Source organism: Bradyrhizobium sp., assembly GCF_016213215.1.
GTDB lineage: Bacteria > Pseudomonadota > Alphaproteobacteria > Rhizobiales > Xanthobacteraceae > Bradyrhizobium.
Genome location: NZ_JACRAW010000092.1, coordinates 1 through 22162, shown reverse-complemented (window position 1 = coordinate 22162; position 22162 = coordinate 1). Strand labels below are relative to the sequence as shown.

Sequence of the window (22162 nt, the reverse complement as noted above, 5' to 3'; positions counted from 1 at the left end):
TTGGCGAAGTTCTCGCGGCTCTGCATGGCGCGGCCGCCGGAGACGATGATCTTGGCCGAGGTCAGCTCGGGACGGTCGCTCTTGGCGACCTCCTCGCCGACGAAGCTGGAGAGGCCGGGATCGGCCGCCGCGGCGGCATTCTCGACGCTGGCGCTGCCGCCGTCGCCGGCCGCGGCGAAGGTGGAGGTCCGCACCGTGATGACCTTCTTGGCGTCCTTCGACTTCACGGTCTGGATCGCGTTGCCGGCATAGATCGGACGCTCGAAGGTATCGGGCGCGACCACCTTGATGATCTCCGAGACTTGCATCACGTCGAGCAGCGCGGCGACGCGCGGCATCACGTTCTTGAAGCGCGAGGTCGCGGGCGCAACCAGGGCGTCATAGGCCGGCGCCAGCGACACGATCAGCGCGGCGAGCGGCTCGGCGAGATCGTGGGCGTAAGGAGCGCCCTCGGCAATCAGCACCTTGGCGACTCCGCTCAGCTTGGACGCGCCATCCGCAGCCGCCTTGGCGCCCTCGCCGCCGGCGACGAGGACATGCACCTCACCGCCGAGCTGGCTTGCCGCCGTCAGCGCCTTGTTGGTCGCATCCTTCAGGGTGCCGTTTTCGTGTTCGGCGATCAAAAGCGTTGTCATCTCAGAGCACCCCGGCTTCGTTCTTGAGCTTCGACACGAGTTCAGCGACGTCCTTGACCTTGACGCCGGCCTGGCGGCCCGGTGGCTCCGATGTCTTGAGAACTTCCAGACGCGCGGCAAGGTCGACGCCGTAGTCGGACGCGCTCTTGTCCGCGATCGGCTTCTTCTTCGCCTTCATGATGTTGGGCAGCGAGGCATAGCGCGGCTCGTTCAGGCGCAGGTCCGTGGTGACGATCGCCGGCCCCTTGAGCTTGATCGTCTGCAGGCCGCCGTCGATCTCGCGCGTCACCTTGAATTCGGTTCCTTCGACCTCGAGCTTGGAGGCGAAGGTCGCCTGCGACCAGCCGAGCAGCGCGGCCAACATCTGACCGGTCTGGTTGGAGTCGTCGTCGATCGCCTGCTTACCCAGAATGATCAGGCCCGGCTGCTCTTCGTCGGCGACCTTCTTCAGGATCTTCGCCACGGCCAACGGTTCGACATTGCCTTCGGCCTTGACCAGGATGCCGCGGTCGGCGCCCATCGCAAGCCCGGTCCGGATGGTCTCGGCGGCCTGCGCCGGGCCGATCGAAACCACCACGACTTCGGTCGCCTTGCCGGCCTCCTTGAGCCGCAGCGCTTCCTCGACGGCGATCTCGTCGAACGGATTCATCGACATCTTGACATTGGTGAGTTCGACGCCCGATCCGTCGCTCTTGACGCGGACCTTGACGTTGTAATCGACCACCCGCTTTACCGGCACCAGAACCTTCATCGATCCTCTTTCGCTTGTATTTGGAGGGGTTTTGTCACTGGCCGCGGAACCTAATGGCACCGCCAAGCCCGGTCAACGCGCGAAGGCCAAAATTCGGCCCGGAGTGCTCCAATTCCGAAGTTGGCAAACCCATGCAGCACTCCGCGCGCCAAATCAAGCATTGTGAGCCTGCCGCAAGTTTATGATTCCAGGAGCGTTCTGAACTTGCCGCGGCGGCGAACCGGACCGGAGCTCGCATTCACCGCGGCCGGCATGGCTGCTCAGCGGTTCTGGCCGGGCACCCATAGTACGTCGCCGGCACCATTATGGTTCGCGGCGCGGCCGGCCACAAACAGGAAATCCGACAGACGGTTCATATAGCGGATCGCGGCCTCGCTGACCGGCTCGTCGGCCCTGGCCGCGAGTTCCACGATCATGCGTTCCGCACGGCGGCAAATCGTTCGCGCGACGTGCAGGTGGGCCGCTCCCGGCGTTCCACCCGGCAGCACGAAGGAGGTCAGGGGCGCCAGCCTGGCGTTCAGCGCGTCGATATCGCGCTCCAGCCGCTCGACCTGGCTGGAAACCACCCGCAGGCGTTCCGCCTTGCCGTCCCGCTCGGGCACCGCAAGGTCGGCGCCGAGATCGAACAGATCGTTCTGGATCAGGCCCATCATCGCATCGAGCTCGGGCAGTTCCCTGACGTGCAGCCGCGCCACGCCGATCGCGGCATTGGTCTCGTCGACGGTGCCGTAGGCGGCGATGCGCAGATCGTATTTCGGCCGGCGCTCGCCGCTGCCGAGCGCCGTCGTGCCGTCGTCGCCGGTTCGCGTGTAGATGCGGTTGAGGATCACCATGTCTCTTCCTCAGTGTCCCATCGACCATATTGCCATCATGGCGACGATGATGGCGACAAATTGCAGTGCCACGCGCCACCGCATCAGCCTTTGTGAGCGATTGGGCGAGCCGCCGCGCATCATGTTGACGAGGCCCAGGATCAGTACCAGCGCGACGGCGCCGAGCGCGATGGGCAGGGCGAAAGCACTCAGAAAAGATGTCATCCGCATGTAGATAACACCCTGCGCCGCGATCCGCCATCGCGTCGCAGCGTCCTGCCGCATCTGGCTTTTGGTCCAATTATGTCAGAAGCTGGCCGCAATGATTGTTGATTTGACCCAGTCGTCCGCATGCTTCACCTCGCCCCGCTTGCGGAGAGAGAGCGGAATTCAAGCGCAGCTTGAAATTCCGGGTGAGGGGGACTTTCCGCACGGACAAATATCACTTTCTTCGTGGAGACTCCCCCTCACCCCGACCCTCTCCCCGCAAGCGGGGAGAGGGGGCATCGGCAGGCCCCTAGGTGGAATGTGAAGCAGGTTCGCTACGTCTATCTGGTCGTGATCGACGCGTTCTATACCTTCCTGGCCGACGACGGCTGGGCGATCGCGAGCCACATTGCGCTTTCGACCCTCATGGCGCTGTTTCCCTTCCTGATCGTGCTGACCTCGCTGGCCGGCTTTTTCGGCTCCAAGGAGCTGGCCGACCAGGCCGCCACGATGATGCTGCAGGTGTGGCCGAAGCAGGTCGCCGACACGATCTCGGAGGAAGTGCACGACGTGCTAACGACGACCCGCGGCGACGTGCTGACGATCGGTGCGCTGCTGGCGGTCTATTTCGCCTCCAACGGCGTCGAGGCGCTGCGGGTGGCGCTCAACCGCGCCTACGCGGTCGTCGAGCCGCGCAGCTGGTACTGGCTGCGGCTGGAATCGATCGGCTACACGCTGGTCGCGGCCTTCACCGCGCTGGCGATGGCCTTCCTGATCGTGCTCGGCCCGTTGATCATCGAGGCGGCGCGGCGCCACATTCCGCTGATCGTCGAATCCAACGAAACTATCCTCAACTTTTCCCGCTACGGCATCAGCATCACGGCGATGACGGTCGCGCTGTTCATCCTGCATGCCTGGCTGCCGGCGGGACGGCGCAGCTTCATGCAGATCCTGCCGGGAATCGCCTTCACCATCATTGGATCGCTGATCTCGGGCATCGTGTTCGGACAGTATCTGGCGCGCTTTGCCAACAACTACGTGACGATGTATGCGGGCCTTGCGTCCGTCATCATCGCGCTGGTTTTTCTGTATTTCATCGCCACGATCTTCGTTTACGGAGGCGAACTGAACGCCGCGATCATCAAGTCGCGACTGCCGCACGGGGTCTCGCTTCAAGCAGCGCAGTCGCTAGAGCCCGCGGACTCACAGGCTTGAGCAGGAAGGCATCGGCACCTGCCGCGCGGGAGGCCACCTCGTCCTCGCCGCGGCCGGACACGCCGATGATCGGAATGCGTCCGAACGGCGGGCGCAATTTGCGAATGCGCCCGATGGCCTCGATACCGTCGATACCCGGCAGCACCATGTCCATCAGCACAGCGTCGAAACTGCCGTTACTGACGCGGTCGACGGCGTCCTCGCCGCGTCCGACAAATTCAGCCTGATGACCGAGTTCCGTCAGGATCGTATTGAGAACGACACGGCCGAATGGATTGTCCTCGACGCTTAGAACGCGCAACGCAGTCACCGCATCCGACGTCTCCTCGTCCGCCGCACCGCAAGCGGCAGGATTCGCCGTTGCAGGATTGAGGCAAACGGTGAGCGTGAAGGTGGTGCCGCCACCCGGGCGCGGCGTCACCTTGACGTCCCCGCCCATCGCGCGCGCGAGCTGTTTGACGGACGACAGCCCAAGCCCGGCACCGCCGAAGCGCGTTGCGATAGTAACGTTGGCCTGGGTGAACGGGTGGAACAGCCGCCTGACTTCGTTCAGCGTCAGCCCGATCCCGCTGTCGGAGACCGCAAACGAGACCCCCGTTCTGCCCTTGCCTCCACTCTTCGGCACTCGCCATGGGGCCACCGTCAGGGCTACGGCGCCATGCTCAGTAAACTTCACCGCATTGTCGATCAGGTTTTCCAGGGCCGCCCGCAGACGAACGGGGTCACCCACCATCAGCGCCGGAATCTTCCCGGAAATATCGACCTCGGACTGCAGGCCCTTGGCCGCAGCCCTGCCGGCGAGTGAGTCACCGGCATGGCGGGCCAGCACCCGCAGATCGAACATGTCCTGCCGCAACCCCGTGGCGCCCTTGCCGGCCTTGGCCGCATCGACGAACAGCGTCGCAAGCCTCGCCAGGTGCTCCGCGCCGGCCTTGATGGTCTCGACCCAGCGCCGCTCGCGCTCACCCAGATCGGAAGTTGCGAGCAGGTCGCTGATGGCAAGGATTCCAGTCAGCGGCGTGCGGACCTCATGGGCAAAGGCCGCAAGCGCCACCTGGACCACGTCCGGCGGCGTCGCCTTCGCACCGCGCTTGCGTGGCTTGCTGGCCTTCAGTGGCGCGCTCTTCCGTAACGGCCTGCGCTTCGCTGGCCGCTTGGTGCGCTGTAGGCGCGATTTTTTCGCCATGATTCCCCTTGACCCGGCGCCATCACCAGCATGGCACGGTCGGCCCCCGCGAGTCACTGAGGCGTTTCGAAGGCTCCCAAGGAAAGTGCCGGAAGACTGAACGCATGATTAGCAGAAGCCAACCATGCGACGAATATCGGCCGGCCTCGCGCCCGCGCTGCGCAACTCGCGCAAGCCCGTCGCCTTGGTCGACTTGGACAGCTTCCGCCCCGTCTCGTCGAGGATCAGGCGATGGTGCCGATACACCGGCTCCGGTAGCCCGAGCAGGTGCTGTAACAGCCGATGCACGCTCGTAGCATGAAACAGGTCCTGTCCCCGGACCACCTCAGTTACCCCCTGCAGGGCGTCGTCGACGACGACCGACAGGTGGTAGCTGGTCGGCGTCTCCTTGCGCGCCAAGACGACGTCGCCCCAGGCCTGTGGCCGCGCGGCGAGGCAACCCTGCTCTCCTCCGGGCCCTTCGCCGCACTCGGTCCAGGTGAGATCCGAAACCGAAGCGCACGCAGCGGCCATATCGAGCCGCAGGGCGTAAGGCGCCCCCGACTGCTCCAGGCGCTTGCGCTCCTCCGGCGCCAGCGTTTTCGCCGTGCCGGAATAAAGCGGGGCGCCATCGGGATCGCGCGCCCATGGCCCATGCGTCTCGTGCTCGGCGGTGAGCCTTGCAATCTCGGCGCGGCTTTCGAAGGAAGGATAAACGAGGCCCAGCCTATCCAGCCTGTCCAGCGCGGCGCGATAGTCCGACAGGTGCTCCGATTGCCGCCGAACTGCCGCCTCCCAGGCAATTCCGAGCCAGGCGAGATCCTCGTAGATGGCGGCTTCGAATTCCGGCCGGCACCGCGCCGCGTCGATGTCCTCGATGCGCAGCAGGAAGCGCCCGCCACTCTCCCGGGCGAGATCGAAATTCAAGAGCGCCGAAAAGGCATGGCCGAGATGCAGATAGCCGTTCGGACTCGGCGCGAAGCGGAAAACGGGTGGCATCATGCAACAGGGCTCATGCAACAGATCTCGTCATGCCGGGCTTGTCCGGGCCATCCGCACCGTGCCCGACGGTAGGCATGAAGAGAAGAAGCGATCATCGTCTCCGCCAACGTCAACCTGTTCGTCGTTCTGCTATAATCAAATCTTCTGTCCCATCCGCAAGCCGCGAGACGTGGAGAGCCGGGACAAGCCCGGCCACGACGAAGATGGAGGGAGCCTTCCGAATCCGCCATGACCGTCCACCTCAGCAGCCAGGCCGATCTCGAAGACGCCATCCAGGACCTTGTGAAGCAGGATCCGCGGCTCAAGCCCATCCTCGAGATCGCCGGGATGCCGGCGCTCAGGCGACGCGAAGCGGGGTTTGTCGGGCTCGCCCATATCGTCTGCGGCCAGCAGCTTTCGACCGCGAGCGCGGCGGCGATCTGGGCCCGCCTTTCCGCGGCCTTCGTTCCCTTCGACCATGACGCGGTGCGCCGCGCCCGCGCCGACCGGCTGGGCCGGCTCGGACTGTCCGCCGCCAAGATCAAGACGCTGAAAAACATCGCCCGCGAACTCGCCGCGGAGCGGCTGAACCTCGACGTGCTGGCCGAGGAGGACGCCGATGCCGCGCACCACACGCTCACCGCGCTGCCGGGTATCGGACCCTGGACCGCGGACCTCTATTTGCTGTTCTGCCTCGGGCACGGGGATGCCTGGCCCGCGGGCGATCTCGCCGTGCAGGAGGCCATCCGTATGGGGCTCGGCTTGAAGGCGCGGCCGACGGAGAAGCAGATGATTCCGCTGGCCGAGCCGTGGCGCCCTTTTCGCGGCGCGGCGGCGCATCTGTGGTGGAGCTACTATCGCGCGCTCAGGAAGCGCGAGGGCGTGCTTGCGGGCAAGCAACAGGCAAACAGTGCGGACAATGCTGCCACGGCAAAGCCATCATCGACGCCGGCAAGAATCCCGGCTCCGCGGAAGCCTGCATCGAACAAATGATGCTCGGCGACGTCGCGGGCGCGCGATGTGAAGCATAGACAGCACGTTCATCCCGGCCAGCATTTCCGATGCCGGCGCATGGCGGCAGGCCCGCAGCGGTGCGGCATGCCCATTCCCCGGGAGCAAAGGCACATGCTCCTGCAGGCCAGGCAAAGCACTTTTGGCAGGCCCGGAAACGGTATAGCGTTCACCGAAGAGGAAACGCGCCGCGAAGACGGCCCCAAGAGGTCGCGCATGCTGGACAAGACCAAAGACATTTCCGTAACTGCGCAAGATTGGCTCGACCAATTCGAACATGCGCTCACAAAACCAGGCGATGAAGAGCTGCAGCAGCTGTTCCATGCCGAGAGCTTTTGGCGCGACGCGTTGGCGTTGAGCTGGAACCTGCAGACCATCGAGGGATCGGACGCCATCCTGCGCGAGCTGAGATCGGCGTCCGCTATCGCCCGGCCGCGGAACTTTCGGATCGACCCGAACCGTACACCGCCGCGCCGGGTGCTGCGCGCCGGCACCGAAACCATCGAGACGATCTTCAAGTTCGAGACCACCATCGGTCGCGGCAGCGGCATCCTCCGCCTCCTTGCCGATGGCAGTAACGGCAACCGTCAAAAGGCGTGGACCTTGTTCACCGCGCTTGACGAGTTGAAGGGGTTCGAGGAGCAACTCGGCAAGATGAGGCCGCGCGGCCAGGCCTATTCACGCGACTTCCGCGGACCGAACTGGCTCGACCAGCGCAACGCCGCGGCCGGTTACAGCGATCGCGATCCCGTGGTCATGGTGGTCGGCAGCGGCCAGGCCGGCCTCGCGACCGCGGCCCGGCTCAAGCAGCTCCAGGTCGACACGCTGATCGTGGACCGCGAGGCGCGCGTCGGCGACAACTGGCGCAAGCGCTATCATGCGCTGACGCTGCACAACCAGGTTCACGTCAATCACCTGCCCTACATGCCGTTCCCGCCGAGCTGGCCCGTCTATATTCCGAAGGACAAGCTCGCCAACTGGTTCGCGTCCTACGTCGATGCCCTGGAGCTGAATTTCTGGACCGGCACCGAATTCGAGGGCGGCACCTACGACGACGCGCAAGGGCGCTGGACGGTGACGCTGCGGCTTGCCGACGGCACAAGGCGCACCATGCATCCGCGCCATGTGGTGATGGCGACGGGCGTCAGCGGCATCCCGAGCCTGCCCGACATCCCGGGCCTCAAGGAGTTCGCCGGCACCGTGATGCATTCGAGCGCCTATGACGACGGCGAGAACTGGAAAGGAAGGAAGGCAATCGTTATCGGTACCGGCAACAGCGGCCATGACATCGCCCAGGACCTTCATTCCAGCGGCGCCGAGGTGACTCTGGTGCAGCGCTCGCCGACCCTGGTCACCAATATCGAGCCGTCCGCGCAGCTGGCTTATGCGATCTACAACGAAGGAACCCTCGAGGATAACGACCTGATCGCCACCTCGATGCCGCTGCCGCTGGCCCGCAAGACCCACGTGCTGCTGACGCAGCAGTCGAAGGAGCTCGACAGGGATTTGCTCGACGGCTTGAGGCGCGTCGGCTTCAGGCTCGATTTCGGCGAAGGCGGCACCGGCTGGCAGTTCAAATATCTCACCCGCGGCGGCGGCTACTATTTCAACGTCGGCTGTTCGGACCTTGTCGCCGGCGGCGCGGTCAGACTCAAACAGTTCGCCGACATCGAAGGCTTTGCCGCCGCCGGCGCGCGGATGAAGGACGGCACCATCATTCCGGCCGATCTCATCGTGCTTGCAACCGGCTACCAGGGCCAGGAGTATCTCGTGCGCAAACTGTTCGGCGAGGCAGTCTGCAAGCGCGTCGGCCCGATCTGGGGCTATGGCGAAGGCATGGAGCTGCGCAACATGTACACGCGCACGGCTCAGCCCGGGCTGTGGTTCATCGCCGGCAGCCTCGCCCAGTGCCGGATCAATTCGAAATATCTGGCGCTGCAGATCAAGGCGATCGAGGAAGGGCTGCTGCCGCGCGAGGTGGGACCGCGGGCGGCGCTCGCTGCGTAATCCTGCCTTTCCAGGGCGCGAGCGCCAGCGACGCGACCCCGGAATCCGATAATTGTTGCGCGCGATTCCCTCGCGCTCACGCCGCCCCGGAATTCCAACTTGAGAGGAGCAGCCACATGTCGGCCATTCTCGGTTCGGGCGAACACCGCTATCGCGTGGTGCAGAACTGGGCGAAGCTGCCGGAAGGATGGAATCTGACCGACGTCGCTTCGGTTGCGGTCGACAGCAAGGACCGCGTTTATGTCTTCAACCGCGGCCCCCATCCGATGATCGTGTTCGACCGCCACGGCAACACCATCCGCAGCTTCGGCGAAGGATTGTTCACCCGGGCCCACGGGCTTCACATCGATGCGGACGGCAATCTCTATTGCACCGATGACGGCGATCACACGGTGCGCAAGTGCTCGCCCCACGGCAAGGTGCTGCTGAGGATCGGCATTCCCGATAAGCCCGCACCGTTCATGAGCGGGGAACCGTTCAACCGCTGCACCCATACGGCGCTCTCGCCCAAGGGCGAGATCTACGTCTCCGACGGCTACGGTAACGCCCGCGTCCACAAGTTCACGCCCGACGGCAAATTGATCATGAGCTGGGGCGAGCCGGGCTCCGATCCCGGCCAGTTCAACATCGTGCACAACATCGCAACCGATGCCGACGGCTGGGTTTATGTCGCCGACCGCGAGAACCATCGGGTGCAGGTGTTCGACGGCAACGGCCGATACGAGACGCAGTGGAACAACCTGCATCGTCCCTGCGCGCTGTGCTGCGGCGGCGGCAGCCATCCGAACTTCGTCATCGGCGAGCTGGGCCCCGGCATGGCCGTCAACCGCAAGGTTCCCAATCTCGGCCCGCGCCTTTCCATCGTAGACAGCGAGGGCAAGCGCATCGCGCGCCTCGGCGGCGAAGAGGGTCCGGGCATCGAGAGCGGAAAATTTCTCGCTCCGCACGGCATCGCGATCGATTCCCATGGCGACATCTATGTCGGCGAAGTCGGCGTCACCGACTGGAAAACCAGCTTTCCCGACAGCCCGATGCCGCCCGAGGTCGGGGTCAGCCGCTGCCTGCAGAAGCTGGAGAGGGTCGGAGCATGATCCGGACCGGCAGGGCGCGTTGAGCCGATCATCGAGGCACCGCCGCCCGCCGATCCAGGCAGGTTCTGGGCCGAACTCACCGGCTTTTGATGGACGTACAACGGTTGGAGCGATTGTTGCGCCGGCAACCGAACCGGCACGAAAAGGCCGATCATCGTGGTCGGCGCGAGGTCTCATTTTCCGCCACGGCGGCACCCGGCAGGGCCAAGCAGATCGTCGCGAGTGCTACTGCCAGAAGTTGACCGCTATTTCCTTCTGATCGTGGCACTTTTTTGGACCCGCGCACCATGCTGGCCGGGCCGACTGGGCCGGCGGATAAGCCCCTCAACGCTCTTCACAATCCCGTCACGCTGCATGTAGTATGTCCCTACATGCTGCTTCGCAGCGTAGATGGAGGCCAGGAGCGTTACTTGAACGCACATGTCTCGCAAGGCAGTTGGCCGGTGTTGGTGCTGAACGCGGACTTCCGGCCGCTGAGCTATTATCCGCTGTCGCTTTGGTCCTGGCAGGACGCGATCAAGGCGGTGTTTCTCGACCGCGTGAACATTGTCGCCCACTACGACCGGGCGGTGCACAGCCCGTCCTTCGAAATGCAGCTCCCGAGCGTGGTCTCGCTCAAATCCTTCGTCAAACCGAGCACGCATCCCGCCTTCACCCGGTTCAACGTTTTCCTCCGCGACCGCTTCAACTGCCAATATTGCAGCTCGCCCGAGGACCTCACCTTCGATCACATCATCCCGCGCAGCAAGGGCGGCCAGACCACCTGGGAGAACGTGGTCGCGGCGTGCTCGCCGTGCAACCTGCGCAAGGGCAACCTGACGCCGCAACAGGCGAAGATGTTCCCGAGGCAGACGCCCTACGCGCCGACCGTGCATCAGCTGCACCGAAACGGCCGCCTGTTCCCGCCGAACTACCTGCACGACAGCTGGCTCGACTATCTCTATTGGGACACCGAGCTGGATCCGTAAGGTCGCGGGTGGCCGGTGTTGTGCTGGGACTTAATGCGTCAAAAGACACATCAAGTGTCGCGCTTGTTGTGATCTTCGCTTCGGCCCGCGGTCTACCTACAACTCAAGAGAGGCCGCCCGCCGGCATCGTCGCGCCGGCTCCATGCGAAGCGCGGAGCAGCGGGTCGGCGAAATCAGCGCCTGCTCAAAGCGGCGCGACCGGCCGCGGTGATCCTGTACTCGATGTCACCTGAAGCGAGTGGCTCCGTTTCTACCAGCCCGAGTTCAACAAGGCGGGCGACGAGCTCATGGTCGAATAGGGGCGTGCTGGTCCAGGACTCGGAAGCGAGCCGTTCGAGGAAATCGCGCTCGATCTCGGTGAGGTTCATTGGCAAACGCTCGACATGCCTGTGAAGACAAAGGCGGCTGCGCTCGCGCAGTTCCAGCTTGAGGTGCTCCAGGTTGCAGTCCTTGTCGTGGCGGCCGTGGTTCTGCCTGCTCCCGCCTGCCTTCACCCGCCCTCATGCCGTGCCCCACTTCGGACGGCAAAACCGCCGGACTGTCGGCCTGGTTTGGGCAAGGTGAGGTCGCGCACACGGCTCACCGTAGTCGTCTATCGAACGCCCTCGTCCGCCATTTCAACCGAAATGCCTGAACCTCATTCTACGCGCTTCCCGGAGCGAATCGGGGCTATATTTCGGATGAAGACGGAGAAAATGCCGTGCTTACCTTTGAGGACTGATCATTGCTCGCGTGAATTGGCGCCATGACCCTTTCGTCCGTGAAAAAGAGCATCCGGCGCCTCTATGAGGGCGAAACTCCCGCTGGCGTCCGTTTTCGCTATGCCCTGCTCGCGCTCGATATCCTCACGGTGCTGTTCATTGTCGCGACGTCGTTCGTTCACCCCAGCGCAGCGATTGAAACGCTCGACGTCATATTCGGCCTGGTGATTCTGGCCGATTTCTCAGCCCGACTGCTTGTCAGCCGACAGCGGCTGCGCGATTTGAGCCGCTTCTCAACATGGGCCGATATGGTCGCGATCGTTGCGTTCCTGGCGCCCCTCGCTGGAGAGCCAGGCGGCTTTCTCCGCATCCTGAGGACATTGCGGCTGTTGCGCGACTATCAGATGCTTGTGCGGCTGCGCATTGACAGCCCGTTCTTCCGGCGGAATGAAGAAGTCATCTTCGCCGTCACCAACCTCGCCGTATTCATATTCGTGATGACCGCGATCGTCTACGAGACCCAGAAATTTCGCAATGAGCAGATCACGAACTATGTCGACGCACTGTATTTCACCGTTACGGCGCTGACCACGACCGGCTTTGGCGACATCACGCTGCCGGGAACAGTCGGCCGCCTGATCTCAGTCATCATCATGATCTTCGGCGTGACTCTGTTTTTCAATCTTGCCCGAGCGCTATTGAGCCCCAACAAGGTAAGGTATCCTTGTCCGACCTGCGGCCTGCAGCGCCACGATAGCGATGCGGTGCACTGCAAGGCGTGCGGCACGGTCCTGAACATTCCCGACGAAGGCCTGACGTAGCCGAACGGGCGAAAGGCTGACGCTTGATCGGATCCCGGGACAACGACGCCGTTTGCCGGGCGGCTCGATAGCTGAAGCGGAAAACGGGCATGCTGACCCAAATCTATGAAATTTCCACCCCGGACGAAGCGCGGGCGGTCTCGGAAATCGGAATTGACCACGTCGGCGTCCTGGTCGGCGACGGCGAGTTTCCGCGCGAACAGCCCCTGGCTCGAGCGGCCGAGATTGCCGCGGCGATGATAGCTCCGGGGAAGTTTTCCGCGCTCTTTCTCACGGAGAGAGCGGAGGCCATCGTCGCATGGGCGCGGACGTTGAAGCCCGCGATCGTCCACCTTGGCGCGGCGCCTGAGCTGCTCGGTCCTGCCGAGTTCGCCATGATCAGGGCTGCGCTGCCCGGCAGCTTGATGATGCGGAGCGTGCCGGTTTACGGGGAAGAGAGCGTCCGCATCGCCCAAAGCTATGAGGGCCTTGCGGACTACCTTCTGCTGGACAGTCATCGCCCTTCGGACAGGCAAATCGGCGCGCTCGGCGTGCCGCACGACTGGAGCATCAGCCGGCGGATCGTCGGATCGGTCACCACCCCCGTCATCCTGGCCGGAGGCCTAGGCCCCGACAACGTCGCGCAGGCGATCAGCGTGGTCCGGCCGGCAGGCGTGGATTCGAAGACGAAGACGGATAGAGAAGGCTCTCACAACAAGGATCTGGAGCGCGTGAGGCGCTTCAACGAAGCTGCGCGCGCCGCTGCAAGATGGTTGGACTTTCCCGGCTGATGTCACAGCGACGTCCGGGACTTAGAGAGACTCTTGTGCCGCGCCGGTTTGGTTGTCATGCGCTTCCATCCAGCGCTCCGCGTGGCGTTGGTCTGATCCCGTGGCTCGGCGCGGTCCCATCGGCTGCGACTGTTCGGGCTCCAGCTTTCTTCGGGCTGCACGCCGTCCCAAGGGCTCGGCGCCGTCCCTTATCCTTTGCTGCGCTGCGAACGTCGTCTGAGAATTGGGCTGCGGGTAGGGAAAAGGGCAATCAATCCGCCCGAAAAAAGCTCGCGCTGACCTAAAAGCGACATCGCGAGACTTGAAGGATGCCGACGATGCGTCCAAACTATGATCAACGCCGCTGGAATACGGCATTCGTCCGGCGGTTAATGAAAAAGCGCACATAAGTGCCAATCGAACAACAACGCCTAGGGAGGATCTTCGTGACCGCAAAATCTGAAAAGGGAAAGGCAACTCGCCGCAAGTTTCTGCTGGCGGCCGGCGCTACCGGCGCCGGAGTCATCGCGATGCCGCAGGTGTCACGCGCGCAGACCGTGACCCTGAAGATGCAGGGCTCGTGGGGCAAGGCCGACGTCTTCAACGAGATGGCGGAAGATTATGTGAAGCGCGTCAACGAGATGGCCGGGGCCCGGCTGCGCATCGACTATCTGGTCGGCGGCTCGGTCGTGCATCCGTTCCAGGTATTCGACGGCGTGCATGGCGGCCAGATCGACGCGGCACACACGGTGACCGTCTACTGGTACGGCAAGCACAAGGCCGCATCGCTGTTCGGCACAGGTCCCGTGTTCGGCTTCAACGCCAATGAAGGTCTTGGCTGGATCCATAACGGCGGCGGTCGCGAGCTGTTCGAAGAGCTTCAGACCCAGATCATGAAGGTCAACATCAAGAGCTTCTTCGCCATGCCGATGCCCACCCAACCGCTCGGCTGGTTCAAGAAGCCCATCACCAGCGAGGCTGATCTCAAAGGCCTGAAGTATCGCACAGTGGGCCTTGCCGCCGATCTCTTCCAGGCGATGGGTGCATCGGTCGCGCAGCTTCCCGGCGGCGAGATCGTGCCTGCCATGGAGCGCGGCGTCATCGACGGGTTCGAGTTCAACAATCCGACGTCGGACCGGCGCTTCGGCGCGCAGGACGTGGCCAAGAACTACATGATGGGCAGTCACCATCAGGCGACGGAATACTTCGAGATCATGTTCAACAAGACCAAGTTCGACGCGCTGCCCGCCGAGCACAAGGCCATTCTGCAATATGCAGCGGAGGCCGCCTCATCGGCCAACGAATGGAAGGGCATGGATTACTACTCCAAGGACCTGCAGGAACTGATCAACAAGGACAAGGTCAGCGTCCTGCGGACGCCGAAGTCGGTGTTCGATGCGCAGATCAAGGCATGGGACGGCCTGATCGCCCAGCTCGGTTCCGATCCGTTCATGAAGAAGGTGATGGACTCTCAGAAGGCATGGGTGCGCCGCGTGGTTTACTACAACATGTACAACGCGACGGACTACCGCGGCGCCTTCGAGCATCACTTCCCGGGCGTGCTCAAGATCTGACGACTTCGTAGACGCTGCATCAAGGAAGGGCGACGCAGTTGAGGCGCCGCCCTTTCACGAATAGTGTGGGGGACATCCTGATGTGCGACTCGCTGCGGGTTCAGCTCGCATGACGAAATTTCTCTTCTTCATTGATGAACTCAGCACCTGGGTCGGCAAGGCGTTCGCCTGGCTGATTCTCGTCCTGACGCTCGGTGTCAGCTACGAGGTGTTCGTGCGCTACGTCCTGCGCGCGCCAACCACCTGGGCTTTCGACATCAGCTACATCACCTATGGCGCGATGTTCCTGATGGCCGGCGCCTATACGCTCTCGCGCAACGGCCACGTGCGCGCCGACGTGGTCTACCGCCTGTGGTCGCCGCGCACCCAGGCGTCGATGGATCTCGTTCTCTATATTCTGTTCTTCCTGCCGGCGATCGCGGCGCTGATGTATTCGGGCTGGAACTATGCCCAGATGTCGGTGCGCTTCCGCGAAGTCAGCATCTTCAGTCCGGCCGGCGTGCCGGTGTTTCCGCTGAAAGCGCTGATCCCGGCGACCGGTGTGCTTCTGTTCCTGCAAGGGCTTGCTGAAGTCATCCGCTGCGTACTGTGCATCCGCACCGGCCGATGGCCGCAGCGTCTGCACGACGTGGAGGAGACCGAGAGCCTCGTCATCCGCGAACATCAACAGCATGCGGTTGAGCAGCGGGGCGAGGCTGCGCAGCAGAGCGAGAAAGGAGCAGGCGCATGACCGATCCTCAACTCGGCATGCTGATGCTGGGCCTGTTCATCTTCATCATCATGCTCGGTTTCCCGATCGCCTTCACGCTGATGGCTATGGGCGTCTCGTTCGGGTACTATGCCTACTACACTGCCGGTCAGGACTTCTTCCAGAACCGAATCTTCACGCTTCTGGTGCAGAAGACGTTCGAGGTCACATCCAGCGACGTGCTGGTCGCGGTTCCGCTGTTCCTGTTCATGGGCTATTTGATCGAGCGCGCGAACATTCTCGACCGACTGTTCTACTCGCTGCAGCTGTCGATGAAGAACGTGCCGGGCGCGCTTGCGGTGGCGACGCTGATCACCTGCGCGATGTTCGCGACCGCCACCGGCATTGTCGGCGCCGTTGTCACGCTGATGGGTCTGCTGGCTCTGCCCGCGATGCTGCGAGCCGGATACGACACCAAGCTGTCGGCAGGCGTCGTCTGCGCCGGCGGCTGCCTCGGCATCCTGATTCCGCCGAGCATTCTCCTGATCGTCTATGCGGCTACCGCCGGCGTTTCGGCGGTCAAGCTCTATGCGGCCGCGTTCTTTCCGGGGTTCATGCTGGCTGGGTTCTACGTCCTCTATGCGATGGCGCGCGCGATCATCAATCCCGCGCTCGCGCCGAAGCTGCCGCCCGAGCAGACCAACGTGCCGATCAGCACCGTAATCTGGGCGCTCGCCACGTCATTCCTGCCGCTTGCGTTGCTCATCGTTTCGGTGCTCGGCGCGATCCTGTTTGGCTTGGCGACGCCGTCCGAGGCGGCCGCAGTAGGCGCCTCCATGAGCATCGTTCTGGCGGCCGCCTATCGTTCGCTCAACTACGAGATGATACGCGAATCGGTGTATCTGACCGTGCGCGCCACCGCGATGGTCTGCTACCTGTTCATCGGGTCGTGGACGTTTTCGGCGGTGTTTGCCGTCCTTGGCGGACAGACGGTGGTCGAGCAGTTCTTCCACTCGCTGAATCTGACGCCAGTCGAGTTCCTGCTGCTGACCCAGTTGATCATCTTTCTGCTCGGCTGGCCGCTGGAATGGACCGAGATCATCATCATCTTCGTGCCGATCTTCCTGCCGCTGCTTCCCAACTACGGCATCGATCCGGTCTTCTTCGGCATCCTGGTAGCACTGAACACCCAGACGGCGTTCAATACGCCGCCGGTCGCGATGGCCGCCTTCTATCTGAAGGGCGTGGCGCCGCCGCAGGTGAAGCTCACCGACATCTTCTCCGGCGCACTTCCCTTTGTCGGCCTGGTCTTCCTCACCATGGCACTGGTCTACATCTTCCCGGGAATTGCATTGTGGTTGCCGAGCTATCTCTATGGATCGCGGTGAGTGGGCCCGGCAAACCGCTGAAAGCGCGCGCATGAATCTCAGTGCGCTCGGCCTCATGGAAGCTGCGGCCGCCATCCGCGACGGCCGGCTCAGTTCGGCGGAACTGGTCGGCGACTGCCTCCAGCGCATCGATGAGGTCGATCGCGACATCGATGCATGGGCGTTCCTCGATCGCGACCACGCGATGCGGCAGGCCGAGGCGGCTGACGATCATCGCAAGCTTGGCAAGCCTATAGGCCCCCTGCATGGCGTGCCCGTCGGCATCAAGGATATCTTCGACACCGGCGACATGCCGACGGAATTCGGCTCGAAGCTGTGGGCCGGACGCACGCCGCGCCGCGACGCCGCGGCTGTGGCGCTCCTGCGGGCGGCAGGCGCCGTGATCCTCGGCAAGACGGTCACGACCGAGTACGCGTATTATCAGCCGGGCAAGACCCGAAATCCGCACAACCCGGATCACACGCCGGGCGGATCGTCCTCGGGTTCCGCCGCGGCCGTTGCGGCGCTGATGGTGCCAGGTGCCATCGGCTCGCAGACCAACGGCTCGGTGATACGCCCTGCGGCATTCTGCGGTGTGGTCGGCTTCAAGCCCACGCATGGCCTCATTCCGCGCAGCGGCGCGCTGCTTCTGTCACGCGCGCTCGACCACGTCGGCGTGTTCGCACGCTCGGTCGACGATGCGGCGCTGCTTGCCGAGGTGCTTGCGGGCTTCGATGAGGAGGATCCCGACACGAGACCCGTTGCGCGGCCACCGTTTGTCGACGTGGCACGAACCGAGCCGCCACTGCCGCCGCGTTTCGCTTTCGTCCGTTCGCCCGCCTGGAAGCAGGCCGAGAAGGTGACCACGGAGGCGTTCGCCGAACTGGTGGAAGCGCTGGGCGAGCACGTTTCCGAGGTCGAGATCGGCCAGAGTTTCGACCGCGCCATCGACATGCACCGCACCGTCATGGAAGTAGAGATGGCGCACAACCTTCATCGCGATTTCGAACAGGGCGGCGACTCCCTGAGCAAGGTGCTGCGCGCATTGATCGAGCGGGGGCGCAAGGTCCTGGCCGTCGACTACACGCGTGCGCTGGCCGGCGGTGCGACGCTCAACGCCGCGCTCGACGGCGTGTTCGACGAATACGACGCGATCCTGACCCCGGCGGCGCCGGGGCCGGCGCCGCGCAGCCTCGACAGTACTGGAAGCCCGGCGTTCTGCTCACTGTGGACCTATCTCGGGACGCCGGCAGTGACGCTGCCGCTGCTGCAATCGGAAAGCGGCATGCCGATCGGCGTGCAGCTGGTCGGACGCCGCGGCAACGATGCGCGGCTCTTGCGCACGGCCAACTGGCTTGTCAGAACTCTCGATAAATCTCCTGGACGGAGCAAACGCAGTCACGCCACGCCTGCGAAGACCCTTGCGCGTCGCGCCAAGACGAGGAACGGCAGATGACGAATCTTGTCACCGGAATCATCGGCATCGCTGGAATGCTCGTATTTCTCGGCATCCTGCTCTGGTGGATCAAGGCGGTGCCGCTGATCATCATCTGTGTGCTGGTGCTGGCGTTGTTGATCTACGATTTCTTCCAATCGCTGCGGACGACGAACGGCGGGGGTCTCTGAGGCCGGCCTTTGAACGAGCGAGACGCCGACTCGCGGGTCCCTGCGCGGGATCCACTGCTCCAGCTCGGGCGCGCCAGCGCGCCAAGAATTTCGGAGAGGCTACGAACATCTTCTAATCCGACTGCCGGAGGAAGAACCGGATAGGCATGCTCGTCGGTTTCGAAAGTGGCATCCCAAACCGCGGATCCACCTTCATGGGTGGCCGTCCTGCCATCTTCACCTTGCGCAAGCTGGTTGCCGAACTCGCCTGTTGAGCGGCAAAATGGCCGTCATCCGGCCTGCCGAGGCAATGCAGCTTCGCTATCTTACGGGCCTGCAAAAATATCGCCAGCGAGCGATCGTCGACCATCGTTTTCCCGCTCCCAATTGACTTCTTGAGCAGATTGAGGAGCCCATGACCGAGTGCTGGCGAGACGACGCGGCCAAATATTGGCCTTGGCGCAGGTGCGGATTAGATTGTCGGCAGGAGGAACGATTTCGACTGGCCCAACATACAACGGAGGTTCGCCATGCCCGTCGCAACTGAGGGAAACCATGTTTACAAGATCCTCGAACTCGTAGGGTCTTCCGAAAGAAGCGTCGAAGATGCGATTCAGAACGCCATAGGGCGCGCAGCAAAGACCATTCGCGAGATGAAATGGTTCGAAGTCGTGCAGACGCGAGGCCACATCGAGAATGGGTCTGTTCGCCACTATCAGGTCACGTTGCGGGTTGGCTTTACGTTGGAGGAGTGATTTCAGGACTCTCATTCAGCAAAAGCGTTACACCGAACCGCCCGCCGTGTCGTCGGCCGCAATCCGGAGCATTGAAAGCGGAGCGCAGCCAAAGATAGTTCACACTCGTCCGCGTCGCGAGACTCCTTTATGAGCTGATGGAGCCCGCCGGAGGGATCGTGGCCATTTCGCCTTTGAGCTTCTGGAGCGGACGAGAGGTGTGGCATCAGAACGATCAACGATTGGCTCGGCGAGAAACGCCGGGCCGGCGCGGGAGTATTCGAGCCTGCGCCTTTGCATCAGGAGTGCCTTGCACAGACGCCCTTCGCCGAGATCAGGCTGATCGAATTCCGCAAAGCGCACACCTGGACCACCGACAGCATCGTCGGCTACCGGTACTCGACGTCCTTTGCCTCGCCAGCGGTATTGGGAGATCTGCAACAATCATTTGAAGACGATCTTCGCGAACGACTGCGACGCCTTTCCGCCGAAGATAGCTTTACCGAGGAAATCACATATTCGATCGTTTCCGCTCGCTCAGGGATTTGAGACCGGTTCGCCGGGGCCGGCAAACGCCTGTCGGAAACGACGGCCGCTTCAGCGTCCCTCTGGTGAACGACACCTGGAGTACAGGGACTGATCCTTTCGCCAGGGCACGAAAGATTTTACTTCTCTGCCCCTGCGATCGATGCATCCCCACTCGCCACCCTCATACCAGCTATGCTCGCCATCCGACACGGGCGAGCATCGCAGGCAGACGACCGCGTGTCCGCCCTCAAATGGATAGGCTCCATCGTACCTGGCCGGGATCACCTGCGTCAGGCCCCGATCGATGTACCCGATCTTCTGGCCGACACGCGATCGTGCAAGGCCATCCCGAAAGGCATCCGGACTGTTGTCGAATGGCTCGACGGGCGCCATCCGACCACCTCGTCCAACGTAGAACCATTGACCTCGCCGAGCATCCGTCGGTCCGAGGACTAAGACGGCTGCCAGATTATCCCGGCCATAGTGCAGCCGGGAGATATAGGATTGCTTCAGACGCAGCTGGCCATCTGGTCCTCGCAGAGCACACTCCCTGACGCGAAACTCTGGTTCCTCAGACTCGAGCACGCACTGTACGACCCTGTCACTCGCTGATGCGGACTCGAACCAAAGCAAGGCCAGAGCTGCAAAGGTGATCATCCTGAGAAGGTCGGCGGTCACGACTTACTCCCTGGGCCACGGGCGCCAAGCGATACTCTCGCGATCTCTATCCCATTCAAGCCCAAGCTGATCCTCACCCCTTCACACCAGGTGACACGCGACGAAGTGGCCGCCGGCGCCTTGCTTCAGTTCGGGCGCGCTTTGCGAGCAGCGCGGCTCGGCCTTGGAGCACCGGGTGTGGAAGTGGCAGCCCGTCGGCGGGTTCATCGGGCTCGGCACGTCGCCCTGCAGGCGGATGCGGTTGCGCTTGACCCTTGGATCCGGCACCGGCACCGCGGACAACAGCGCCTGCGTGTAGGGGTGCCGGGGATTGCGGTAGAGGTCGGACGCTTTCGCGAGTTCGACGATGCGGCCGAGATACATCACCGCGACGCGGTCGGAAATGTGCTCCACCACGGAAAGGTCGTGCGCGACGAAGAGATAGGTGAGGTTCAGCTCGGCCTGGAGGTCTTCCAGGAGGTTGATCACCTGCGCCTGGATCGACACGTCGAGCGCCGAGACCGGCTCGTCGCAGACGATGAGCTTGGGCTCGACCGCGAGCGCACGGGCAATGACGATGCGCTGGCGCTGGCCGCCGGAAAATTCGTGCGGGTAGCGTCGCATATGCTCGGCCTTGAGGCCGACCTTGACGAGCAGGCTTGCCACGCGCTCCTCCCGCTCCCTGGCCGAGGCGGCGAGCTTGTGGATGATCAGGGCTTCGCCGAGGATTGCCCCGATGGTCATACGCGGATTGAGCGAGGCGAAGGGATCCTGGAAGACGATCTGCATGTCGCGGCGCATGGCCTGCAAGTCGGCGCCGCTGAGCTTGCGCACATCCTTGCCGTCAAAGACAATCTCGCCGTCGCTGGGCTCGAGGAGGCGCAGGACGCAGCGGCCCGTGGTCGACTTGCCGCAGCCGGATTCGCCGACCAGCCCCAGCGTCTCTCCGCGATTGACCGAAAAGGACACGCCGTCCACCGCATAGACCCGCCCGACTTCGCGCGACAACAGCCCGCCCGTCACGGGAAAGTGCTTCTTGAGATCGGTGACGCGGAGCAGCGGTTCGCTCATGGCGCCTCTCCCAGATGGCAGGCCATGCGATGGCCGGTGGCAATCTTCCGCAGCACCGGCTCCCGCTCGATGCAGATGCTCATGACATGGCGGCAGCGCGGCGCGAAGCGGCAGCCGGGGGCGGGATTGATCAGGGTCGGCACGGTGCCGCCGATGGTCTCGAGGCGGATCTTGTGCTCGGCATCGAGGTCGATGCGCGGAATGGAGCGGATCAAGCCCTGGGTGTAGGGATGACGCGGGTTTCCGAAAAGTTCGTCGACGGGCGCCTCTTCCACCACTTTGCCGGCATACATCACCACCACGCGCTGAGCGGTTTCGGCCACGACGCCCATGGCATGGGTGATCAGCATCACCGCCATGCCGAAGCGCTCCTTCATGTCCTGCAACAGGTCGAGGATCTGCGCCTGGATGGTCACGTCGAGCGCGGTGGTCGGCTCGTCGGCGATGACGAGCTTGGGTTTGCAGGCCAGCGCCATGGCGATCATCACGCGCTGGCGCATGCCGCCGGAGAACTGATGCGGGTAATGATGCACGCGCTTCTCGGCGTTGGGGATCTGTACAAGCTTGAGCATCTCCACGGTGCGGGCGAGCGCCTGCCTCTTCGACAGCCCCTCGTGACGGCGCAGGCTCTCGGCGATCTGCTCGCCGACGGTCAGCACCGGATTAAGCGAGGTCATCGGCTCCTGGAAGATGAAGCCGATCTCCTTGGCCCGGACCTCGTCGAGCTCGTCGCTGGTCAGCGGCACGAGATCGCGGCCCTCGAACATGATCTGGCCTTCGACGATGCGGTCCGGCGGCATCGCGATCAGCTTCAGGATCGACAT

25 protein-coding genes are annotated in these 22162 nt (G+C 63.4%); 14 read left to right on the top strand and 11 right to left on the bottom strand.

The features are described from left to right. From HY852_RS15885 to HY852_RS15870, 4 genes are all read right to left on the bottom strand, one after another. Nucleotides 1–635, bottom strand: a 635-nt coding sequence (locus tag HY852_RS15885) for an electron transfer flavoprotein subunit alpha/FixB family protein (RefSeq protein WP_291605723.1), incomplete at its 3' end; no start/stop codon positions are given. Nucleotide 636: 1 nt separating this feature from the next. Then, nucleotides 637–1386, bottom strand: a complete 750-nt coding sequence (locus HY852_RS15880; RefSeq protein WP_291605722.1) for an electron transfer flavoprotein subunit beta/FixA family protein — start codon at nucleotides 1384–1386, stop codon at nucleotides 637–639. A 260-nt stretch (nucleotides 1387–1646) separates the two neighbouring features. Continuing rightward, nucleotides 1647–2219 (bottom strand): cob(I)yrinic acid a,c-diamide adenosyltransferase, encoded by a 573-nt coding sequence (locus tag HY852_RS15875; RefSeq protein ID WP_291605721.1) that lies wholly within the window; start codon nucleotides 2217–2219, stop codon nucleotides 1647–1649. A 9-nt stretch (nucleotides 2220–2228) separates the two neighbouring features. Then, nucleotides 2229–2423, bottom strand: coding sequence for a twin transmembrane helix small protein (locus tag HY852_RS15870; RefSeq protein ID WP_291605724.1), 195 nt, complete (start codon nucleotides 2421–2423; stop codon nucleotides 2229–2231). Nucleotides 2424–2726: 303 nt separating this feature from the next. Here HY852_RS15870 and HY852_RS15865 point away from each other — a divergent pair, with 303 nt between their 5' ends. Further along, entirely contained in the window at nucleotides 2727–3620 is an 894-nt protein-coding gene (locus tag HY852_RS15865; protein WP_291605720.1) for a YihY/virulence factor BrkB family protein, read from the top strand. On the opposite strand, the gene HY852_RS15860 is transcribed toward HY852_RS15865, so the two are convergent. Both HY852_RS15860 and gluQRS read right to left on the bottom strand, forming a co-directional pair. Continuing rightward, nucleotides 3547–4806 carry an ATP-binding protein gene (locus HY852_RS15860; protein ID WP_291605719.1) on the bottom strand — a complete coding sequence of 420 codons (1260 nt, stop codon included), beginning with the start codon at nucleotides 4804–4806 and terminating at the stop codon, nucleotides 3547–3549. The genes HY852_RS15865 and HY852_RS15860 overlap by 74 nt on opposite strands. A 108-nt stretch (nucleotides 4807–4914) precedes the next feature. Continuing rightward, nucleotides 4915–5787: a tRNA glutamyl-Q(34) synthetase GluQRS gene (gene gluQRS / locus HY852_RS15855; protein WP_291605718.1), complete on the bottom strand. Its 873-nt coding sequence runs from the start codon at nucleotides 5785–5787 to the stop codon at nucleotides 4915–4917. A 228-nt stretch (nucleotides 5788–6015) separates the two neighbouring features. On the opposite strand from gluQRS, the gene HY852_RS15850 reads away from it, so the two are divergent. The 4 genes from HY852_RS15850 to HY852_RS15835 all read left to right on the top strand — a co-directional run bounded on the left by HY852_RS15850 (nucleotide 6016) and on the right by HY852_RS15835 (nucleotide 10843). Further along, nucleotides 6016–6759 carry a DNA-3-methyladenine glycosylase 2 family protein gene (locus HY852_RS15850; protein WP_291605717.1) on the top strand — a complete coding sequence of 248 codons (744 nt, stop codon included), beginning with the start codon at nucleotides 6016–6018 and terminating at the stop codon, nucleotides 6757–6759. 234 nt (nucleotides 6760–6993) lie between these two features. Continuing rightward, nucleotides 6994–8784, top strand: coding sequence for an NAD(P)/FAD-dependent oxidoreductase (locus HY852_RS15845; protein ID WP_291605716.1), 1791 nt, complete (start codon nucleotides 6994–6996; stop codon nucleotides 8782–8784). A 116-nt stretch (nucleotides 8785–8900) separates the two neighbouring features. Next, nucleotides 8901–9875, top strand: coding sequence for a peptidyl-alpha-hydroxyglycine alpha-amidating lyase family protein (locus HY852_RS15840; protein ID WP_291605715.1), 975 nt, complete (start codon nucleotides 8901–8903; stop codon nucleotides 9873–9875). A gap of 410 nt (nucleotides 9876–10285) precedes the next feature. Beyond that, complete coding sequence (locus HY852_RS15835) at nucleotides 10286–10843, top strand: HNH endonuclease (RefSeq protein ID WP_291605714.1); 558 nt, start codon at nucleotides 10286–10288, stop codon at nucleotides 10841–10843. Between the two features lie 173 nt (nucleotides 10844–11016). Here HY852_RS15835 and HY852_RS15830 read toward each other — a convergent pair whose 3' ends face one another. After that, on the bottom strand, nucleotides 11017–11337 hold the full coding sequence (locus HY852_RS15830) for a hypothetical protein (RefSeq protein WP_291605713.1): 321 nt from the start codon (nucleotides 11335–11337) through the stop codon (nucleotides 11017–11019). 251 nt (nucleotides 11338–11588) lie between these two features. On the opposite strand from HY852_RS15830, the gene HY852_RS15825 reads away from it, so the two are divergent. The 7 genes from HY852_RS15825 to HY852_RS15795 all read left to right on the top strand — a co-directional run bounded on the left by HY852_RS15825 (nucleotide 11589) and on the right by HY852_RS15795 (nucleotide 18369). Beyond that, a complete protein-coding gene (locus tag HY852_RS15825) occupies nucleotides 11589–12365 on the top strand; it encodes a potassium channel family protein (protein WP_291605712.1) in 777 nt (258 codons plus the stop codon). 89 nt (nucleotides 12366–12454) lie between these two features. Next, nucleotides 12455–13135: a phosphoribosylanthranilate isomerase gene (locus HY852_RS15820; RefSeq protein WP_291605711.1), complete on the top strand. Its 681-nt coding sequence runs from the start codon at nucleotides 12455–12457 to the stop codon at nucleotides 13133–13135. Nucleotides 13136–13560: 425 nt separating this feature from the next. Further along, nucleotides 13561–14688 (top strand): TRAP transporter substrate-binding protein, encoded by a 1128-nt coding sequence (locus tag HY852_RS15815; RefSeq protein ID WP_291605710.1) that lies wholly within the window; start codon nucleotides 13561–13563, stop codon nucleotides 14686–14688. Nucleotides 14689–14797: 109 nt separating this feature from the next. Further along, nucleotides 14798–15418, top strand: coding sequence for a TRAP transporter small permease subunit (locus tag HY852_RS15810; RefSeq protein WP_291605709.1), 621 nt, complete (start codon nucleotides 14798–14800; stop codon nucleotides 15416–15418). Beyond that, the gene (locus HY852_RS15805) at nucleotides 15415–16764 is read left to right on the top strand and encodes a TRAP transporter large permease subunit (RefSeq protein ID WP_291605708.1); all 1350 of its coding nucleotides are present in this window, start codon (nucleotides 15415–15417) and stop codon (nucleotides 16762–16764) included. Before HY852_RS15810 ends, HY852_RS15805 begins: the two co-directional genes overlap by 4 nt. 31 nt (nucleotides 16765–16795) lie before the next feature. Continuing rightward, the gene (locus HY852_RS15800; protein ID WP_291605707.1) at nucleotides 16796–18199 is read left to right on the top strand and encodes an amidase; all 1404 of its coding nucleotides are present in this window, start codon (nucleotides 16796–16798) and stop codon (nucleotides 18197–18199) included. Beyond that, nucleotides 18196–18369 (top strand): hypothetical protein, encoded by a 174-nt coding sequence (locus tag HY852_RS15795; RefSeq protein ID WP_291605706.1) that lies wholly within the window; start codon nucleotides 18196–18198, stop codon nucleotides 18367–18369. The genes HY852_RS15800 and HY852_RS15795 overlap by 4 nt, the downstream gene beginning before the upstream one ends. A gap of 112 nt (nucleotides 18370–18481) precedes the next feature. On the opposite strand, the gene HY852_RS15790 is transcribed toward HY852_RS15795, so the two are convergent. Then, nucleotides 18482–18718 carry a hypothetical protein gene (locus HY852_RS15790; RefSeq protein ID WP_291605705.1) on the bottom strand — a complete coding sequence of 79 codons (237 nt, stop codon included), beginning with the start codon at nucleotides 18716–18718 and terminating at the stop codon, nucleotides 18482–18484. Nucleotides 18719–18878: 160 nt separating this feature from the next. Between HY852_RS15790 and HY852_RS15785 the strand changes: the two genes are divergently transcribed. Together HY852_RS15785 and HY852_RS15780 are read left to right on the top strand one after the other, a co-directional pair. Beyond that, nucleotides 18879–19103, top strand: coding sequence for a dodecin (locus tag HY852_RS15785; RefSeq protein ID WP_291605704.1), 225 nt, complete (start codon nucleotides 18879–18881; stop codon nucleotides 19101–19103). 273 nt (nucleotides 19104–19376) lie between these two features. Further along, entirely contained in the window at nucleotides 19377–19631 is a 255-nt protein-coding gene (locus tag HY852_RS15780) for a hypothetical protein (RefSeq protein ID WP_291605703.1), read from the top strand. A 48-nt stretch (nucleotides 19632–19679) separates the two neighbouring features. Here the strand turns inward: HY852_RS15780 and HY852_RS27935 are convergent, their stop codons facing one another. The 3 genes from HY852_RS27935 to HY852_RS15770 all read right to left on the bottom strand — a co-directional run. Further along, on the bottom strand, nucleotides 19680–20003 hold the full coding sequence (locus HY852_RS27935) for a WG repeat-containing protein (RefSeq protein ID WP_367116366.1): 324 nt from the start codon (nucleotides 20001–20003) through the stop codon (nucleotides 19680–19682). Nucleotides 20004–20369: 366 nt separating this feature from the next. Then, on the bottom strand, nucleotides 20370–21338 hold the full coding sequence (locus HY852_RS15775) for an ABC transporter ATP-binding protein (RefSeq protein WP_291605702.1): 969 nt from the start codon (nucleotides 21336–21338) through the stop codon (nucleotides 20370–20372). Continuing rightward, nucleotides 21335–22162: ABC transporter ATP-binding protein (locus tag HY852_RS15770; protein ID WP_291605701.1), on the bottom strand; the 828-nt coding region annotated here is incomplete at its 5' end. The genes HY852_RS15770 and HY852_RS15775, both read right to left, overlap by 4 nt.

Coding starts and splice junctions, on each gene's coding strand:
- HY852_RS15825 (WP_291605712.1), top strand. CDS start 11,589: ATGACCCTTTCGTCCGTGAAAAAGAGCATCCGGCGCCTCTATGAGGGC.
- HY852_RS15790 (WP_291605705.1), bottom strand. CDS start 18,718: ATGGTCGACGATCGCTCGCTGGCGATATTTTTGCAGGCCCGTAAGATA.
- HY852_RS15850 (WP_291605717.1), top strand. CDS start 6,016: ATGACCGTCCACCTCAGCAGCCAGGCCGATCTCGAAGACGCCATCCAG.
- HY852_RS15805 (WP_291605708.1), top strand. CDS start 15,415: ATGACCGATCCTCAACTCGGCATGCTGATGCTGGGCCTGTTCATCTTC.
- HY852_RS15845 (WP_291605716.1), top strand. CDS start 6,994: ATGCTGGACAAGACCAAAGACATTTCCGTAACTGCGCAAGATTGGCTC.
- HY852_RS15800 (WP_291605707.1), top strand. CDS start 16,796: ATGAATCTCAGTGCGCTCGGCCTCATGGAAGCTGCGGCCGCCATCCGC.
- gluQRS (WP_291605718.1), bottom strand. CDS start 5,787: ATGATGCCACCCGTTTTCCGCTTCGCGCCGAGTCCGAACGGCTATCTG.
- HY852_RS15795 (WP_291605706.1), top strand. CDS start 18,196: ATGACGAATCTTGTCACCGGAATCATCGGCATCGCTGGAATGCTCGTA.
- HY852_RS15785 (WP_291605704.1), top strand. CDS start 18,879: ATGCCCGTCGCAACTGAGGGAAACCATGTTTACAAGATCCTCGAACTC.
- HY852_RS15810 (WP_291605709.1), top strand. CDS start 14,798: ATGACGAAATTTCTCTTCTTCATTGATGAACTCAGCACCTGGGTCGGC.
- HY852_RS15880 (WP_291605722.1), bottom strand. CDS start 1,386: ATGAAGGTTCTGGTGCCGGTAAAGCGGGTGGTCGATTACAACGTCAAG.
- HY852_RS15840 (WP_291605715.1), top strand. CDS start 8,901: ATGTCGGCCATTCTCGGTTCGGGCGAACACCGCTATCGCGTGGTGCAG.
- HY852_RS15820 (WP_291605711.1), top strand. CDS start 12,455: ATGCTGACCCAAATCTATGAAATTTCCACCCCGGACGAAGCGCGGGCG.
- HY852_RS15860 (WP_291605719.1), bottom strand. CDS start 4,806: ATGGCGAAAAAATCGCGCCTACAGCGCACCAAGCGGCCAGCGAAGCGC.
- HY852_RS15870 (WP_291605724.1), bottom strand. CDS start 2,423: ATGACATCTTTTCTGAGTGCTTTCGCCCTGCCCATCGCGCTCGGCGCC.
- HY852_RS15775 (WP_291605702.1), bottom strand. CDS start 21,338: ATGAGCGAACCGCTGCTCCGCGTCACCGATCTCAAGAAGCACTTTCCC.
- HY852_RS27935 (WP_367116366.1), bottom strand. CDS start 20,003: ATGGCGCCCGTCGAGCCATTCGACAACAGTCCGGATGCCTTTCGGGAT.
- HY852_RS15875 (WP_291605721.1), bottom strand. CDS start 2,219: ATGGTGATCCTCAACCGCATCTACACGCGAACCGGCGACGACGGCACG.